Source organism: Paraburkholderia sp. HD33-4, from assembly GCF_021390635.1.
GTDB lineage: Bacteria > Pseudomonadota > Gammaproteobacteria > Burkholderiales > Burkholderiaceae > Paraburkholderia.
Window position 1 is genome coordinate 492,211 of sequence record NZ_JAJEJS010000003.1, and the last position, 16,559, is coordinate 508,769.

A 16,559-nucleotide genomic window follows, 5' to 3' on the forward strand; every position below is an offset into this window, starting at 1 on the left:
GCCGCCACGGTAGCGATCGCCATCACGACAGCCGCCGCGGCAATGGCCGCCACGGCAACGGCCGCCACGGCAACGGCCGCCGCGACGACCATGTCGTCCACCCAGCGCATGAAATGAAAACGGCCCGCGCGGAGTAGTCCGCGCAGGCCGTCGAATGAAACACGTCTACCTCGATGCGTGCGGCTTACCTCCGCCGCACGCCGTTGCCATCTTACGGCTTACTGCGAAGAACCCGCCCACGTCTGGCCGGTCGTCGACGAATCGCCGATTGCCGGGAAGTCGACGTACGCGGCGCTGCAATCGACCGCGTCCTTGGTCGACAGCGACTGCGACGCGGAGCCGTTCAGAACGACACGGTTCGCGGTCGACGGGAAGATCGGCAGGTTCACGTTGTTTAGCGTCAGATTCGCATCCGATGCGGTGACCGAGACGAGCTCCGGCGAGTCGGCGAGCACGTTGTTGAGCGTCATGCCGAGCGGAATCTGCGCGTGCGCGATGCCGCCCGAGTTCGCCTCGAAGCCCTCGAAGATCGCCGACGTGCCACCGATGATGTGGACGTTCGACAGCGTGATGGCGTGGAAGTCCGGGTAGAGCGGCGAAGTCGGATTCGGCAGTGCCTTCGTGCTGTAGTACGGCGTGAACAACAGCGCCTGGCCGCTATTGCGGATACAGATGTTGTTGTAGTTGATGTTCGTCACGAGACCGCCGCGCGCCCAGTCGGACTTGATGCGCAGTGCCTGTTCGGAGCCATCGAACGAGTTGTCGTACACCTGGATGTTCGTCACGCCTGCGTTGGTCTCGCTGCCGACCGACACGCCGTGACCCGCGTAAATATGGTTGTGCGCGATGACAAAACCATACTTGCGATCGGTCGCGACGTCGCGATTGCCGTCGATGCCGTACAGGCCCGAACCCGCCGGGCTCGGGTTGTTCGAACCCTTCGGAGAGATGTCGTCGTCGCCGGTGCTGATGTAGTTGTACGCGAACACGACGTTCTTCAGGTAGCCGTCAAACGCGATCTTGCCGGCCGACGACGTCTTGGTGCTGCTGATCGTCAGCGCTTGCGTGACTGCCTTCGAAGCCGAACCCGGGTCGAACGCGTCGGTGTTCTTCGCGGTGTCGACGGTCGGCACCATGCCCAGGTAGTTCGGGTTGCCGTTGCCCGCCGGGTTAGCCGATGCCGATGCCGACGGCGTCTGCACCTTGACGTTCCACACGGTCAGGCCGTCCACACCGCTCGGCACGACGTGGAAGTTCGCGCTGTTGTGCAGCGTGATGCCGAACAGCGTCAGGTTCTTCGCGTAGTTGAACACCATCATGCGGAAGTTCGACTGCGAGCCGACGCCGGTCGTGCCGTTCTCGACCATGTTGCCGAGCCACGCGAGATCCCACCACGTCATGTGGCGCGCCGAAGCCTTGGAATCCACGAACGTGCCGCCGTCGTCGCACGGCGTGTTGTCCGCAGCCTGCAGACCCTGCGCATACGAGGTGTAGGTGTTCGTGCAGGTCTGGTCGACGCGCATCAGCGGGTAGAGGGGGTTCGAGCTAACGATTTCCGATGCCGCGCGGCCATCGATCGTGCCGCCGCCGACCACCGCCGAGTTGACGAGGTATTGGCCGTTGATCAGCGCCGTACAGTTGCCCGAGCTGCCCGCCTTGGTCGAGCTGACGGCCGTGTTCGCGCAGTACGGTCCGGCCGCGTTCGGCGAATAGGCCATCACGTCACGCGTCGCGTAGACGGTCACGCCGTTGTCGATCCACAGCGTGACGCCCGAGGGCAGCGTCAGCGGACCCGTGATGAACGCGTTACCCGCGCCGGTGCTCGACACGACGAGACGCACCGCGAACTGCTTCGCGCGGAACTGCGAGCCCGCGAGCGTTTGCGCCGACGCACCCTTGATGTTGACGTTCGGCACCGCAGCCGCGGTTTGCGATGCGGCTGCCGCGGCGTCCGCGGCCTGGATGGCTGCGCCGACCTGGGCGTCCACGGCGGCGCCGCACGCGTCGAGCGCGGCCTGGATGCGCGCCTGGTCCGGATTCAGGATCGCCGACGTGGTGCCGTTGTCGGCTTCGGGTCCGAGCGCGCCGCTCGGCTGGCTCACCAGGTTATTGCTGGCTTCGAGCGTGCTGCAGACCTGATCGGCGGTCGGCAGTTGCGGAGCCGCGGGCAGATCGGCGTCGCTGGTCGTGGTGCCGACCTTGAAGGCGGCAGGCGCGGCCGATGCCGGCGTCGTGGTGCTGCTAGTGCTCGACGCGGGCGGCGCGTTATCGCCGCTGCCGCAGGCTGCAAGCAGCGCGGTCAGGCACGTTATGACGGTGACTCTGTAGAGCATGGGGTCATCCTTTTTATTAAAGAATACTAAGTACTTAGACGTGTTCCGGAACGGCGAGACGGGTCTCGATGGTTGGTTGTTTTTATTCTTGACGGGGTGGGGCCTCGACGAGGCCGCAGGCCAGGCGACGCCGCGCCTCGGGCACCCGGGCGCGCCTCGACGGTGGCGCGTGAAGGTGCGGCGGGGCGTGCTGGTGAAGCGTCGCTCGGAAGGGCATCTATCGGTCAGCCTGAATTGGTTTGGTACGAGGCGATGGGGACGGCAATAGGCGGGTCGTGCCGCGCTAGTTATATGACGACATATGAATGTTAGGCGAAGGTTGCCTCTACGTACATGCAGTACTTACCCGAACTTACATTGTGACGATTTGATGTTCCTGGATTTATAGGGCTCTCGGAGGTGATGGGCTGACGCTGCTCTTGTCCCCTGATCGCCATCTCAAGACAAAGTCATACGACAACATATAACAAAAGGGGGCTTGATCTCTGGACGAGCCGAGCAGGGCGAGCCCCGCACGGACGAGCTTTCCGACGCTTCCCGCGCTCAGCCTGACGAAAGCGAGCCCACGGCGCCGCTGTCATCTCTGTAAGTAAATCGAAAAATTTCCATGCCGCTTTCGACGCGAGGTTCACGCAAAGCCATGCAACAATGGCCTCAGGTTGTGGCGGCCAGGGCGAGTGGCCGCAGCTTGCGCGTCTTTCCATCAACCCGAGGCCCGCCGCTCGATGACAAAGCCTGCCTGGACGCTCATCAGTGCCGCGCAAAGAACGGCATCTCGTCCGGACTCCTGTCGATCACGGCGTCGTATCGAGCTACACGGCGCTGGTCGGCGCGCGTCACCTGGAATCGCGTGATGACGCGCTATAGCCGCGATACCGACGTTATTCGCGGCGGCATCGGGTATCGGTTCTAACGCGAACATATGGCCCATTCACACGACCCTGAAGTCCCGCCGCTGCCGGCTTCGCGCGGCGCCGACGTACTCGAAGACCCGGCGCTGCTGCGTCGCCTGCTGCGTGCGAAAGACCGCATCGATGCCGCGTCGCACGAAGCCTGGCCGGTGCGGCGCCTGGCTGAAGTCAGCGGCGTGTCGGAAGCGCACTTCGCGCGTTCGTTCAAGCGGGCTTTCGGCGTGCCGCCACACCGCTACCTGTTGACGCGGCGTATCGAGCAGGCCGCCACGCTGCTGCGCGACACCGACCTCGGCATCACGGCCATCGCGTTCGCAACCGGCTGGGAAAGCCTCGGCACGTTCGGCCGCGTCTTTCGCGACATCACCGGCTTGAGCCCGAGCGAGATGCGTGTGCAGGCGCGCGCCAACCCCACCGCGCTCGATCGCGTGCCTGCCTGCGTGCTGAAGGCCGCGCAACGCCCGGACCTGACGATCGCGGTTCTGGAGAAGCGCCGCCGCGTGGCCGGCGACCCCATCGAGCCGCCGACCAGCGAGGAGTCGTGAATCAGGGCGTCAATCTGATCGGCCGGTGCGTCGACGATCGGGACGCGGCGCTCGTGCTCGACGCGCCGTGATGCCGGAATCCGCATGTTCGATGCGGTTTCCGACCAAGACCCCCCCATTTCGACTTCCTATACTCGTTCGACCATGCCCGGCGCCACGGCGCTGCCCTTTCTGGAAGCAAGCCATGCCGACGATCCCCGCGCGTATAGAACGCCTGCCGTATTCGAGCTTTCATCGCAAACTGCTCTGGCTGGGAGGACTCGGCTACGTCTTCGATGCGATGGATGCCGCCGTGCTGGCATTCATGCTGCCCGTGCTGCGCAACCAGTGGCATCTGAGCAGCGTGCAGACCGGCGTACTCGGCAGCGGCACCTTCATTGGCTACTTTTTCGGCGCCGCGCTCGCTGGCATCCTCGGCGACGTAATCGGCCGGCGCAAAGTCATGGTGTGGGCGCTGATCATCTACTGCATCGCGTCGCTGATCAGCGCCACCGCGCAGGATTGGCCCTTCTTCATGGCGACGCGCATCGTCGCCGGGGTCGGCACCGGAGCTGAAAGTGCAATCGTCGCGCCGTTCCTGTCGGAGTTCTGCGCGCGCAAGTATCGCGGCACCTTCACCGGCAGTCTGGCGGCGTTCTTCTCGTTCGGCTTCGTGTTCGCCGCGATACTCGGTTACCTGGTCATCCCGCTGGCGCCCGAAGCCTGGCGTGTCGTCTCGGTGATCACCGCGCTGCCGATCGTCATGCTGCTGTGGTGGCGGCGTGCGTTGCCCGAATCACCGCGCTGGCTCGACAGCCGCGGCAGAACTGCCGAAGCCTCGGTGATCGTCGACCGGATGGAGGAGGTGGTGCGCGCCGCGGGCTTGCCGCTGCTGCCGGAGCAGGCACTCGCGACGAGCGCCCCGCCCCCTGTCGCGAGCGGCTCGCCATTCGCCAAACTCAGGGCGCTGTGGTCGCGCCAGTTGGCCGGCATCACCGCGATGGCCTGGCTGATGTGGCTGTCGATCACGTTCAGTTACTACGCGTTCTTCACGTGGATCCCCGGGCTGCTGGTGCAAAGCGGCATGACGATCACGCGTAGCTTTTCGTACTCGCTGGTCATGTACCTCGCGCAAATTCCCGGCTACTTCTCGGGCGCGTGGCTCAATGAAAAGATCGGCCGGCGCGCGACCATCGTCACGTACATGGCGCTGGGCGGGTTCTCCGCGCTTGGGCTCGCGCTCACGCACAGCGATGCTCAAATTCTGACGTCCGGCTTCTTGCTGTCGTTCTTCATGAACGGGACCTATGCCGGCGTCTATGCCTACACGCCCGAAGTGTTCCCCACCGAAGTTCGCGCGACCGGCATGGGCGTCTCTTCGGCGATCGGACGCCTGGGCGCGATCGCCGCGCCGATTCTGGTCGGCTTTCTATACCCGCGCCTCGGCTTCGGCGGGGTTTTCGGCGGCACGACGCTGGTGCTGATCATCGGTGCGCTCGCCGTTCTGATCATGGGCGTGTCCACCCGAGGCCGGTCGCTCGAAGAAATTGCCGCGATGCGCCTGAACCGCTGAACCGCTGAACCGCTCACAGCCGGCGCATCGCGCGCTCGCACCCTGCAACCCGAGGAACCACAGATGGACCGCATCCTGTTCAAGAACGGCGCTTTGCTCGATCCGCTGCATCATGCATTGCAGCCGGGCCACAACCTGCTGGTTGAAGGCGACACGATCAAGGAAGTATCGCAGCAGCCGATCGATGCCCCCGACGCACAGGTGATCGATCTGAAAGGCAAGACCATCATGCCGGGCCTGATCGACTTGCATGCGCACATGGTCGCGACGCAATTCGATCTGCCGAGCCAGGTGAACATGCCCAACGTATTCGTCACCCTCAAGGCGCTGCCGATCATGCGCGGCATCCTGCGGCGCGGCTTCACGACGGTGCGCGACGCGGGCGGCGCCGGCTTCGCGCTCAAGCAATCGGTCGAAATGGGCCTCGCGCAAGGGCCGCGCCTGTTCGTCGCCGGACGCGCGCTGAGCCAGACCGGCGGCCACGGTGACGGCCGCGCGCGCACGGACTTTATGCCCGGCGACGCGCCTTGCAACTGCTGCGTGCGAGTCGGTGCGTTGAGCCGGGTCGTCGACGGCGTCGACGCGTTGCGCCGCGCCGTGCGCGAAGAACTGCAGATGGGCGCAGACCAGATCAAGATCATGGCCTCCGGCGGCGTCGCGTCGCCGACCGATCCGATCGGCGCGCTCGGCTATTCGGAGGACGAGATCCGCGCGGTCGTCGCCGAAGCCGAGGCGCGCGGCACCTACGTGATGGCGCACGCCTATACGGCTGAATCGATGCGACGCGCGGTGCGCTGCGGCGTGCGCACCATCGAGCACGGTAACCTGATCGATGCGCCGACCGCCGATCTGATGGCCGAGTGCGGCGCGTACGTGGTACCCACGCTGGTGGCCTACGAGGCCTTGCATCTCGAGGGCGTGCGCTATGGCTTGTCGGCCGAGAGCGCGGCCAAGATCGATACCGTGCGTGAAGCCGGCTTGAAGTCACTGGAGATTTTCAGGCGCGCCGGGGTCAAGATGGGCTTCGGCTCCGATCTGCTCGGCCCGGGCCACCGTATGCAAAGCGACGAGTTCGCGATTCGCGCGCAAGTGCTGAGTCCCGCCGAGATCATCGGCAGCGCGACCACCATCGGCGCCGAAATTCTCGGCATGACGGGTAAGCTGGGGCGCCTCACCCCGGGCGCCTATGCCGACGTGCTGGTGGTCGACGGCGATCCGTTGCGCGACTTGAGCTGCCTGACGGGCCAGGGCGAGCACATCCCGCTGGTGATGAAGGGCGGCCGCGTCGAATTCAACGAATTGCATTGAGCCCGCGAATCATCCATTCGTTGCGCTTGCGACCCGGCGATCGCAGTTTTGGAGAAGCGCCGCCGCGTGGCCAGCGATACAGTCGAGCCCTCAACCACGGAGGGAAGAATCATGAATCAGGGTATCAATGTGGTCGGTTTGTACGTCGACGATCAGGATGCGGCGCTTTCGTTCTACGTCGACAAGCTCGGCTTTCAGGTCCACACGGACGTGCGCAACGGGGCTTACCGCTGGCTCACGGTCCAGCACCCGGAGCAGCCGACTTTCCAGCTGGGACTGTTCGCGCCGGGACCGCCGGTCCACGATGAAGCGACCGCGCAAACGCTGCGTGATGGTCGCGAAGGGAGCGATGCCGCCGTTGGTGTTGTCCGTTGCCGACTGTCGCGCGAGCTACGCGCAGTTGAAGGCGCGCGGCGTGGAATTCACGCAGGAGCCGGTGGATCGCTTCGGCAGCGTCGATGCGGGCTTTCGCGATCCGGCCGGCAATGGCTGGAAGATGATCCAGGCGGCAGCGGGCAAGTGAGCGTCAGCGAGGCGCCGTCACGTCCGCCTCGCGCAGAAAGTGCGCAATCGTGTCTTCGATCACCGCTCGCGCAAGCCCCTGCACGATGAACACGAGCCGCGTCGTGCGATCGTCGTCGGGCCAGGCGTCGAGGCGTAGCGGCTCATGCAGTAGCTGCTGCACGCCATGAAACACGATCGGCCGCGCCTCGCCGATGAAATTGCCAATACCCTTGACCCGCAGGATGCGTTCGCCGTGATAGCCGAGCAGCACGGTCAGCGCGGTTTCAAAGGCCTGCATCGGCAACGGCTGCGCGTAGGTGAGGCAGAACCTGTCGATGTCCGGATGGGCGGCGCTCGCGGTTGCTGTGCCGCTCATCAGTGATGCGCGTCGCATGGGCGCGGCGCGCAGCCATGGCCGCACGGTACGCGGCGTCAGGATGCCGAGCAACTGGCTCGCGTCGAGCTCGCCGTTGCGCACGGAGATGCGCGTCGCCGTGGGATTCAGCGTGTCGAGCGTCGCGCTCAGCTCGGCGAGCGCCGCGGCATCGGCCAGTTCGGCTTTGGTCAGCAACAGCCGGTCGGCGACCGCGACCTGCTGACGCGATTCCTCGTGACGTGCAAGCTGCGCGGCGCCGTGCTTCGCATCGACGGTCGTCACGATGCCGTCGAGTTGCACGCGGCCTTCGAGCGCCGCGTCGCCGAGCAACAGCGAGATCACCGGGCCGGGTCGCGCGAGCCCCGTGGTCTCGATCAGAATCCGCTCGAACGCCGGAATCTCACCCCGCTCGCGGCGCGCGAGCAGGTCGGCGACGGTCGCCGCCAGTTCGTCGCGCACGCCGCAGCACAGGCAGCCGTTTTCGAGCAGCGCGACGGTTTCGTCGCGCGACGTGCTGACGAACAGATGATCGAGACCGATCGCGCCGAGCTCGTTGATGACCACCGCGCAACGGCCTAGCACCGGCTGTGGCAGCAGGCGATTGAGCAGCGTGGTCTTGCCCGAGCCGAGAAACCCCGTCAGCAGCGTGACGGGAATCGGGGCCGCGTGCGCGAGATGGCTCTGCGTCACTCAGATCACCAGCAGGTCTTTACCGACGATGATCCGTCCGTCGAAATGCCTGCGCGCGTCGGCGGCCCACATGTCGTCGGTGATCGCGGGGTCGCCGCCGGGCACGAAGTGGCTCAGCACCAGCGTCTTCACGCCGGCCGCCGCGGCGATCCGGCCGACCTGCTCGGTCGTGGTGTGGCTCTTCATCAGGTGATCGAGCAGCGTCGGCGCGTTGTCGACGGTCTTCATCAGCTTTTCCAGCGCGGGCAGGTACATCACTTCGTGGACGAGTACGTCCGCGCCTCTCGCGAAGTCGGCGAGCGGCGGATAGTAGGTCGTGTCGCCGGAGAAGACGATCGTGCGATCCCGCGTCTCGAAGCGGTACGCGAATGCCGGCTTGATCGTGTAGTGATCGACCAGCAGCGACGTCACGCGCACGCGCTCGTCTTCCATCACGACGCGCGGCCCGTCGAACTCGTGGATGTTGATCAGCGGACGCATCGGCGGGCGGCCTTCTTCGCGCATCCGCACGTCGAGATCGATCGCGTTCATGTCGACGAAATCGTCGATCATCTTCGTGATGCGCGGCGGCCCGTACAGATTGACCGGCGTATGCAGACCGGTCGCCCACGCGAGGAACACGAGATTGCCGAGGTCGGCGTTGTGATCCGAATGATGATGGGTGAGGAAAATGTCGCGAATGCCCGGCAGCTTGATGCCCGCCTTGGTCAATTGAAGCGCGACGCCGTTGCCGCAATCGACCACGTACGGCTGGCCGTCGACCACCAGCACGTTCGACGGCGCCGCGCGCAGATCCGACGGCGTCGGGCCCCCTTTGGTGCCGAGCAGAATCAGCTGGGTGCCTTTGGTCGAGGAGCCGGCTGCGGTGGCGCTGGTCGTCGCGGCGGCAGTTGCCGCGGGCGTTGCGCTCGCCGGCGACTGCGCGTTGGCCTCCTGCATCCACGGCAGCGCGGCGGTGGTGCCGGCGGTCACGGCAAGACGCATGAAGTCGCGACGGGAGCGTCCAAACGGCTGATCGCTCATGGGCGGTGTCTCCTGAGTTTTCGCAATTCTTGTTGGGATGGCCTGAACGCGTCGCATGCGCGAGCGCTTGAACCACTGGATTTTAGCGGGCTCGGGACTGACCGGGGGCGTGAATCAGAAATACCTCGGACCGCATCCGGCCGGCCGCGCGCCGCACGATCGCGACGCGCCGCCGGCCGCCATGCCGGACCAATGGACCACTGAACTATCGGACCATCACTGCTGATGCTGCTGCAGATACTGCCGAACGTCGTTCAACGTCACACGGCCCGAATGCGCGGTATCGATCTCGTCGAAATGTTTGGCGATATAGCCGAGCCCATTGCTTTGCGCCTGGGCCTTGGTGATCGACGAGCCATTGCTGAGCACCGAATTCGCGCCCAGCCTGCTCTCCATGCGCTGCTGAGCCTGCTGCTGCAGCGTCGTGCCGGTGGTCGGCGCGACCGCGTTAGCACGGTTATGAGGAAAGAACGGACCATCCACGCCGTGTCCGCCGTTGGGTAGCGTCACGGGCGCCACCGGCTGAGGCGGCAACGCGTGCGCACTGCCGACGACCACACCGAGGACGATCAACGCCAGCGTACGTCGCAAGATATCGATTGAAGACATGATCACTCGCCATAAAAGGTAGTCAGAGGGTTTCGCGCGAAGCGAAAACCACCATCAATCAGGGCGCGGCCGCGGCGACCGCCTCGCTCGTCGGCGTAGCGGCCGGCGCTTCGTCGGCCCACGGCCGCGGCAGCGTCGCCAGCGTCAGTGCGCCTGCGATCGGCGTGCCACCATAGAATGCCGCGAGGTCCGTCTTCATCTGCGGGCGCGCCACGTCGTCCAGATAGATCATATGTCCGCCCTGGAAGAAGTTGACCTGCAGATTCGGGTTGAGACCCTGCACCGTTTTGAGCCGCGCGAGCTGCTTCTCGGTATTGAAGAACGGCGTGGCGAGATCGTGATAGCCGTTCTCCGCCAGCACCTTCAGTTGCGGATTCAGCTTCAGCGCGCCGAGCAGATCGGGGATCGTGTCGGGCAGCGGCTGGCCGCCGTGCGAGAAATCCCATACCTGGATGATCGCGTCGTTCAGCGGCATGTACGCCGCGTTCGGTGCCGTGTAGCCGAGGTAATCCGGCATCTGCGTCGCCAACGCATTGGTGAACGGCAGCGAGATCAGGATGTCCGACGGGTCGCCATCGGTTTGCAGGCGCGGGTCCGAGTTGGGCAGCGACACGCGACCATCGTAGCGGCCGATCGTCGAGCCCGGCACCAGCGTGATGTTGAAGGGGTTGATGTTGAAGTATCCCTGCATCGCCTGCAACGTGAGGCCGGATTCGGCGTCCCAGAACTTCTCGAGCCACGTCGGCGGGAAGTTCGGCGGTCCCGCGTAAGTCGGCGCGCCGAGCTGACTCAATGTCCAGTACAGCGAATAATTCTTGAACAGGTTGTAGTTGGCGGTCACGAACGCCTCGCTGCGAAGCGCGTAGGTCGCCTGGTTCATCGGCGCTGGCGATACCTGGTGGTAGTACGCCGCAACCTCGGCATAGCCCGGCATGTAGCCGCTCAACGTATCGGTTTCGAGCGCGAGCTGATCGGGCGAACCCGTGATCGCCACCGCCTCGATCGCATCGGCGAAGTAGTTCAGGATCGAAGACTGCAGCGTGATCCCCGTCAGATGCACGCCGGCCGATTCGAGCGCGAGCGCAAGGATGTCGGTGCGAGGCGTGCCGTACGACTCACCGTACAGATAGATCGGCGAGCTGCTGCGCGAATTGACCGTCAGGTAGCGGATGATGAAGTCGCGCATGATGTTCGCGTCCGCATCGGTGCTCCAGTAGGTCTGGTTCGTGTTCGGCAGGATCGCTTCGGAGAGACCCGTGCCCGGCGGATCGATGAACACGAGGTCGGTCGTGTCGATCAGGCTCTCCGTGTTGTTCACGAGCGGGTAGTTCGGCCAGCTGGTGCCGTTCAGCAGCGGGTCGGTGGTCGCGACGCGCGTCGGCGCGAACGAGCCCAGTCGCAGCCAGATCGACGAAGAGCCGGGGCCGCCGTTATAGACGAACGTGACGGGGCGCGGTTTGCCGTTCGTGCTCGGCGCGGTGTAGGCCACGTAGGACATCGTCGCCTCGGCTGCGCCGCTCGTCAGATCCATGGCGGTCAGGTGACCGGTGGTCGTCGTGTAGTTGACGGTGGTGCTGCCAGACGTCCATTGGTAATGCATGATCGCCGCTTTCTCCGCGACCAGTGACTCGGCGATGCCGGACGTTGCACTCGTCGAATAGCTGGTGAGATCGATGTAGGGCTGATTGGCGGACGGCGTTTGCGGCGCGGATGCGGCTTGTGCCTGATTGGCGACCTGCGCCATGCTGCTCGGCACCGCCGACGCCGACGAACCTCCGTCGCTGCCGCCGCATCCTGCGAGGATGACGATTCCGAGTGTCAGCGCGCTAAGTGCGGCTAGCCGGCCATGACGACGGACGCGGCCATCGCCGGTACTCCTTCTGTCTGGTTTCATCTCGTTCCCTGGTGAGTGATACCGCTACACAAAGGCCGCTTTTCGCCGGTCGCGCGCGTGGGAGATCGAATAACCCGCACCGCACTCGAAGGCACGCAGCGGTTGCATGGACAGCTTTTCCCAATGTATTAATTCAAAATACTTTCAATGATATTTCTATTTGCTTTCCCAAATTATCGATTGAATGGACAAAGGAATTCCCTGTCGATTTATCTCGACATTTCAAGAGAAATCTAAAATTTAATCTTTCCGATACTTACAGCAAGAGTGAAAATAGGCGGTGAAATGAGGTCTTGTCAAGCATCAAGCGGTGATTATGCGATTCAGAATAAGCTTGGCTCGTTGTCGAGGAGTTGAGCTGTGAGATCGAGCATTGGCGCGGTCGCGGCGGCAAGAGGACGGAAAAATGCTGACGGGGCTTATCCGAATTGCATTGAATAGTGACGCTGAACTGCGGATTTTCGTGGGTACATCGTCGGAATTAGTTGCGATTGAAAAATATAATTAAATGGTAAATTTAACCGGTAAAAATACCTTCTCAACGCAATTAAAAAGGCAAGCCGTGGAAATTCCGTTCGGGCGGCGTCGATTGCTCGGGACGCCGGTTGCGGGTAGTGTTGCCGAGGGGGGGCGTAGTTCGTTTTCGGAAAGGGGCGGCTATGGCACGAGATCGGCGTAACGACAACAGTGCGCTGCTGGGAACCTGGAAGCTTCAGTCCTTCACCACCGAAGAGCTGGCCAACGGCGAAAGGACGGACCTGTTCGGCGCACACCCGGACGGTTATCTGAGCTATGGCCCCGACGGCCGCATGCAGGCGATCTTACTCAAGGAAGGACGCAAGGCACCTACCGGTGTCGTGCCAACCGACGCCGAGCGCATCGAACTCTATAACGGACTCAGTGCCTACGCGGGAACGTATAGCATCGATGGCGACCTGGTCAGTCATCATGTCGACGCATCGTGGAACGAGTCATGGACCGGCACGGTGCAGGTGCGGCAATTCAAGATCGACGGCGAGCATCTGTACATCACGACGCTGCCGGACAAGAACCCGGTGACGGGAAAGCAAAGTACTTCAGTGCTGGTGTGGGTCAAGGTCAAGTCCGACGACAAGGTGGGCAAATAAAAATTGCCCGCTAAAAGTCGACGCTTCCTGTCGCGTGAACCAATGGTCGTCACGAAGCTGCTCGCCGTCCAATAGACCGGTAGGTTTGTCCTCTGTCTGCCCGTCTCACTGCGCAAAGCCGATTTGAGCCTATGTAACGGCCATAGAGTAAGGGGTTCTCCTTCCGCCAGCGAGCGCCAGGGCGGACCTTATCCGACTCACGATCGTGGCCGGATTCGATACCACGTAAGAAGCACCGTCAGCAAGAACGCGACATATGCGAGCACGAACACCCAGCCCGGAAAGTCGTAATACAGCCAGACGCTGACCCAGCGCTGTATGAAGCCTTGCGGACCGGCCGTTCCCGTGCGCAGATAGTCCTCCAGAACGGTCAACGGGCAGGGCACATCGAGCACTGCGAGGGTCGCCACGATGCCGATGGCGAGAACATGTGTGGTCCGGAATGCACGATTGCGCGCCCACGGGAGTCGCAAACCGTCGGCGATCCAGATCGCGAATAGTCCGCCCACGATGAACACCACGATCAGCGCGTGCAGCACGAGAACAATATTGGCGAGCCAGATCATTCTGCTTCCACCGGAGAGGATCTTGTAGACGACGTCGATCTGGTTTGGACTGACGGAAGAGCGATTCGTGCGGCGAATCACGTGTCGGTGCATCGGGCGTTCGAGGCGGGAAATTCTGCCTGCGAGGTTTTTTCACGACCCCGCAGGCTTGATGTGATGTCTTCAGAATCGCAAGACCGACCTCACAGCACTCGCTTGAAAACGCCGCGGCGTGTCACTGCCCATTGCCATACAGATCGAGCAGCATCAACGTCACGCCATTGGTCCACCCGAAGCCGTCCTGCAGCGGATACTCGCCACCACCGCCGCCGCCTTCTCCCGCGCCTTCGACGACGTACTTCTCGACGAGCTTCTGCTGCGTGTTGTAGACGTTCTGGACGTCCGCGAGAAAGCGCGTGCCGATCGGCTGCGCGAGGTCGGCGCGTCCGTAGCGCTTGAGGCCCTGAATCGCGATCCAATGCAACGGCGCCCAGCCGTTCGGCGCGTCCCATTGCTGCGTGGTGTTATAGGTCGATGTCGCGAGACCGCCCTGTTTGAGCAGCACGTTCTGCACGGTCCGCGCGGTCTTCCACGCGCGATCGGGCCACGCCACGCCCGCCATCAGCGGATACAGCATCGCGGGTGTCTGGTTGTCGCGTGATTTGCCGAGTTGCCAGTCGTAGTCGCCGTAGTAGCCGTTGCTGTTCCACAGATAGCGGTTGATGCCTTCCGCGCGCCGCGCCGCGTGGCCGATGAACTGCGCGACGCAACGGAAGTCGCGTGTCTCCGAACAGCCGCGCGCGATCGTCGTCTCGAGATGGAACAACAGGCTGTTCAGGTCGACCGGGATGATCGATGTCGTGCGCACCGTGGCGAGCGTCTGGTTGTCGCCGAACCAGCGCGAGCTGAAATCCCAGCCGCTTTCGGCGGTCGCGCGCAGATCGCGGTAGACCTGGCCGGCCGGCCGGCCGCTAGCCTGCGCGGTCTGCACGTCCTCGAGATACGACTCGTCGCGCGGCGTGTCCAGTTCGTCCCAGTAGCGGTTCAGCACGGTGCCATCGTTGAGCACGACCACATTGCGCGTCGCGCCGCCGCGTGGCGTGCTGGTCGAGCCCTGCATCCAGTACGCGTACTCCTTGCGCAATTCGGGCAGGTACTTCTGATAAACCTTGTTGCCTTCTTTTTGCGCCGCGAGCTCGACCATATACGAGTAGAACGGTGGCTGCGAGCGGCTCAGATAGTACGTGCGATTGCCGTTCGGAATATGCCCGAACGTGTCGATCATGTACGCGAAGTTGTCGAGCATGTCGTCGACGAGATCTTCGCGTCCGGACTCCTGCAGCCCCAGCATCGTGAAATAGGTATCCCAGTAGTAGCCTTCGCGAAAGCGGCCGCCCGGCACCACGTACGGCTTGGGCAACGGGATCAGCGAGCTGTAGTCGGGTGCGCTCGTCGTCGTTCGCGTGAGGCCGTTCCAGAGCCAGTCGATGTGTTCGCGCAAGCTCTGGTTCGGCGGTGGCGTGATGCTCTGATCGGGCGGCGGTGTGAAGTACTGGCTGACGAATTTCTGCAGCGAAAAGCCGGGCTGGTTCTTCTGGGTTTCGTATAACTGCACGATCGCGGCGGGATTGCCATTCGGCGTTGCGTCGACGAACGTCTTCTGGTCGGCGAAGATCTGCGCGGTTTGCACGGCGACGAACAGATCGCCGTACAGAATGTCGGGCGCGGGCGGCAGCGTGGCGCCCACCTGGGTATCGGCCAGAGAGCTCGCGGACGCGAAGACGAGCGAGGCGATGCAGGCGACGCCGAGCGTGATAGGCGAACGTCGCGGCACGAAGTGCTTATTTGGGCTGGGGAAGAGATGCGCGTTTGATGCGGTGCTGATGCGAGACAGTGATTGAATGCTCATGATGCCTCCAAGGTTGTGGGCATTTCACTGGTCTCATCGCACGCCATTCGATGCCGTCTCCCGGCGACACGCGAGTCCGACACGAGGTGGCCGGATCAATGGCTCCGAAAGCATCGCACGCTTTCGAAGCATCAGGCAACTGCGGCGCAGCGCATCCTGTATGCACTCAGCATGACGAATGAAACGGGAAGAACGAACGGGCAGGTGCGCGCAATCGCGTATTTGCGCGTGCTTCGTGATTTGAAGCAATGGAAGTGTTGATCGCGAGCGGTTCCGCGAGAGAAACCGCTCATCGAGCAAATGACGTACCTGCGTCGACCATTCGGCAGGCCGGCGCGGGTACGCGAGAACAACGAGAAAATTACTGCGCGATAGGCTGCGTCACGTCCGTGCCGAACCAGTGCATCGAGATCTTTTTCAGCGTGCCGTCCTGCTTCAGTTGGGTCAGCGCATCGTCGAGTGCTTTCGCGAACTTCGGATTGTCCTTGCGGAACGGGATGCCCATTTCCTGATCGGCGCCTTTCAGTACCGCGCCCGTGCGCAGCGGCAACTGCGAGTTCTTGATGATGTACGGCAGCATCAGCCGATCGTCGATCGTCGCGTCGATACGCTTCGCGGCGAGATCGCGCAGCTTCTCGGGCGCGCCCGGATAAGTCTGCACGTTGATGCCGGGTACCGCGCGCGCCATCTGGTCGTAGTTGGTGCCGAGCGTCACGCCGATCTTCTTGTCGCCCTTGAACTCGTCGAGCGATTTGAATTCACGCTTGTCGTCGGCCCGTTGAATCAGCTGCGCGGCCGAGTACGTGTACGGCTGGCTGAAATCAAGAACCTGTTGGCGTTGCGGGGTAATGGTGACCTGATTGATGATCACGTCGAATTTGCCGCTTTGCAGCGCCGCGATAATGCCGCTCCACTCGGTCGGAATGAACTCAGGTTTTACGCCGAGCTTCGCCGCCACGGCCTTCGCGACATCGACGTCGAAGCCTTCCAGTTGACCGTCCTTGTTGCGCGAGTCGAACGGCGGATAGGTGCCTTCAAGACCGATCTTCAGGACTCCAGCCTGTTTGACCGAGTCGAGCAGATCTTCGGCATGAGCCGCGACTGCGGTAAAGCCGAAGGCGGAGATGGCCAGCGCGTTAATCAGCAGCTTCGAAAGTTTCATTGAGTGTCTCCTCTGTACTTGAGTATCAGGCTGCACAACGCAACGATTTCATCATCGTGTTTGCACCTGCG

The 16,559-nt window shown here is 63.2% G+C and carries 12 protein-coding genes and 1 pseudogene; 5 read left to right on the top strand and 8 right to left on the bottom strand.

The window, feature by feature from the left end:
* Nucleotides 1-218: 218 nt before the first annotated feature.
* The gene (locus L0U84_RS36755) at nucleotides 219-2,333 is read right to left on the bottom strand and encodes a glycoside hydrolase family 28 protein (protein WP_233857895.1); all 2,115 of its coding nucleotides are present in this window, start codon (nucleotides 2,331-2,333) and stop codon (nucleotides 219-221) included.
* 922 nt (nucleotides 2,334-3,255) lie between these two features.
* Between L0U84_RS36755 and L0U84_RS36760 the strand changes: the two genes are divergently transcribed.
* From L0U84_RS36760 to L0U84_RS36775, 4 genes and pseudogenes are all read left to right on the top strand, one after another.
* Nucleotides 3,256-3,789 (top strand): helix-turn-helix transcriptional regulator, encoded by a 534-nt coding sequence (locus L0U84_RS36760; protein ID WP_233857897.1) that lies wholly within the window; start codon nucleotides 3,256-3,258, stop codon nucleotides 3,787-3,789.
* Between the two features lie 184 nt (nucleotides 3,790-3,973).
* Nucleotides 3,974-5,341, top strand: coding sequence for an MFS transporter (locus L0U84_RS36765; protein ID WP_233857899.1), 1,368 nt, complete (start codon nucleotides 3,974-3,976; stop codon nucleotides 5,339-5,341).
* A gap of 63 nt (nucleotides 5,342-5,404) precedes the next feature.
* Nucleotides 5,405-6,649 (top strand): metal-dependent hydrolase family protein, encoded by a 1,245-nt coding sequence (locus L0U84_RS36770; RefSeq protein ID WP_233857901.1) that lies wholly within the window; start codon nucleotides 5,405-5,407, stop codon nucleotides 6,647-6,649.
* 111 nt (nucleotides 6,650-6,760) lie between these two features.
* Nucleotides 6,761-7,172 (top strand): annotated as a pseudogene (locus L0U84_RS36775) (VOC family protein).
* Between the two features lie 3 nt (nucleotides 7,173-7,175).
* On the opposite strand, the gene L0U84_RS36780 reads toward L0U84_RS36775, so the two are convergent.
* The 4 genes from L0U84_RS36780 to L0U84_RS36795 all read right to left on the bottom strand — a co-directional run bounded on the left by L0U84_RS36780 (nucleotide 7,176) and on the right by L0U84_RS36795 (nucleotide 11,745).
* Complete coding sequence (locus L0U84_RS36780) at nucleotides 7,176-8,219, bottom strand: CobW family GTP-binding protein (RefSeq protein ID WP_233857903.1); 1,044 nt, start codon at nucleotides 8,217-8,219, stop codon at nucleotides 7,176-7,178.
* A complete protein-coding gene (locus L0U84_RS36785; RefSeq protein ID WP_442794131.1) occupies nucleotides 8,220-9,203 on the bottom strand; it encodes an MBL fold metallo-hydrolase in 984 nt (327 codons plus the stop codon).
* A 255-nt stretch (nucleotides 9,204-9,458) separates the two neighbouring features.
* Nucleotides 9,459-9,851 carry a 2-oxoglutarate dehydrogenase gene (locus L0U84_RS36790; RefSeq protein WP_233857907.1) on the bottom strand — a complete coding sequence of 131 codons (393 nt, stop codon included), beginning with the start codon at nucleotides 9,849-9,851 and terminating at the stop codon, nucleotides 9,459-9,461.
* Nucleotides 9,852-9,909: 58 nt separating this feature from the next.
* Complete coding sequence (locus L0U84_RS36795; protein WP_233857909.1) at nucleotides 9,910-11,745, bottom strand: S10 family serine carboxypeptidase-like protein; 1,836 nt, start codon at nucleotides 11,743-11,745, stop codon at nucleotides 9,910-9,912.
* Nucleotides 11,746-12,404: 659 nt separating this feature from the next.
* Between L0U84_RS36795 and L0U84_RS36800 the strand changes: the two genes are divergently transcribed.
* A complete protein-coding gene (locus tag L0U84_RS36800) occupies nucleotides 12,405-12,872 on the top strand; it encodes a lipocalin-like domain-containing protein (RefSeq protein ID WP_233857911.1) in 468 nt (155 codons plus the stop codon).
* Between the two features lie 197 nt (nucleotides 12,873-13,069).
* Here the strand turns inward: L0U84_RS36800 and L0U84_RS36805 are convergent, their stop codons facing one another.
* The 3 genes from L0U84_RS36805 to L0U84_RS36815 form a co-directional block, all read right to left on the bottom strand.
* Nucleotides 13,070-13,438: a DUF2784 domain-containing protein gene (locus L0U84_RS36805; protein ID WP_233859806.1), complete on the bottom strand. Its 369-nt coding sequence runs from the start codon at nucleotides 13,436-13,438 to the stop codon at nucleotides 13,070-13,072.
* 214 nt (nucleotides 13,439-13,652) lie between these two features.
* Nucleotides 13,653-15,326 (bottom strand): alpha,alpha-trehalase TreA, encoded by a 1,674-nt coding sequence (treA, locus tag L0U84_RS36810; protein WP_233857912.1) that lies wholly within the window; start codon nucleotides 15,324-15,326, stop codon nucleotides 13,653-13,655.
* Between the two features lie 361 nt (nucleotides 15,327-15,687).
* Nucleotides 15,688-16,488, bottom strand: a complete 801-nt coding sequence (locus L0U84_RS36815) for a transporter substrate-binding domain-containing protein (RefSeq protein WP_233857913.1) — start codon at nucleotides 16,486-16,488, stop codon at nucleotides 15,688-15,690.
* Nucleotides 16,489-16,559: the final 71 nt, after the last annotated feature.

Coding starts and splice junctions, on each gene's coding strand:
- L0U84_RS36755 (WP_233857895.1), bottom strand. CDS start 2,333: ATGCTCTACAGAGTCACCGTCATAACGTGCCTGACCGCGCTGCTTGCA.
- L0U84_RS36760 (WP_233857897.1), top strand. CDS start 3,256: ATGGCCCATTCACACGACCCTGAAGTCCCGCCGCTGCCGGCTTCGCGC.
- L0U84_RS36765 (WP_233857899.1), top strand. CDS start 3,974: ATGCCGACGATCCCCGCGCGTATAGAACGCCTGCCGTATTCGAGCTTT.
- L0U84_RS36770 (WP_233857901.1), top strand. CDS start 5,405: ATGGACCGCATCCTGTTCAAGAACGGCGCTTTGCTCGATCCGCTGCAT.
- L0U84_RS36785 (WP_442794131.1), bottom strand. CDS start 9,203: ATGCGTCTTGCCGTGACCGCCGGCACCACCGCCGCGCTGCCGTGGATG.
- L0U84_RS36790 (WP_233857907.1), bottom strand. CDS start 9,851: ATGTCTTCAATCGATATCTTGCGACGTACGCTGGCGTTGATCGTCCTC.
- L0U84_RS36795 (WP_233857909.1), bottom strand. CDS start 11,745: ATGAAACCAGACAGAAGGAGTACCGGCGATGGCCGCGTCCGTCGTCAT.
- L0U84_RS36800 (WP_233857911.1), top strand. CDS start 12,405: ATGGCACGAGATCGGCGTAACGACAACAGTGCGCTGCTGGGAACCTGG.
- L0U84_RS36805 (WP_233859806.1), bottom strand. CDS start 13,438: ATGATCTGGCTCGCCAATATTGTTCTCGTGCTGCACGCGCTGATCGTG.
- treA (WP_233857912.1), bottom strand. CDS start 15,326: ATGAGCATTCAATCACTGTCTCGCATCAGCACCGCATCAAACGCGCAT.
- L0U84_RS36815 (WP_233857913.1), bottom strand. CDS start 16,488: ATGAAACTTTCGAAGCTGCTGATTAACGCGCTGGCCATCTCCGCCTTC.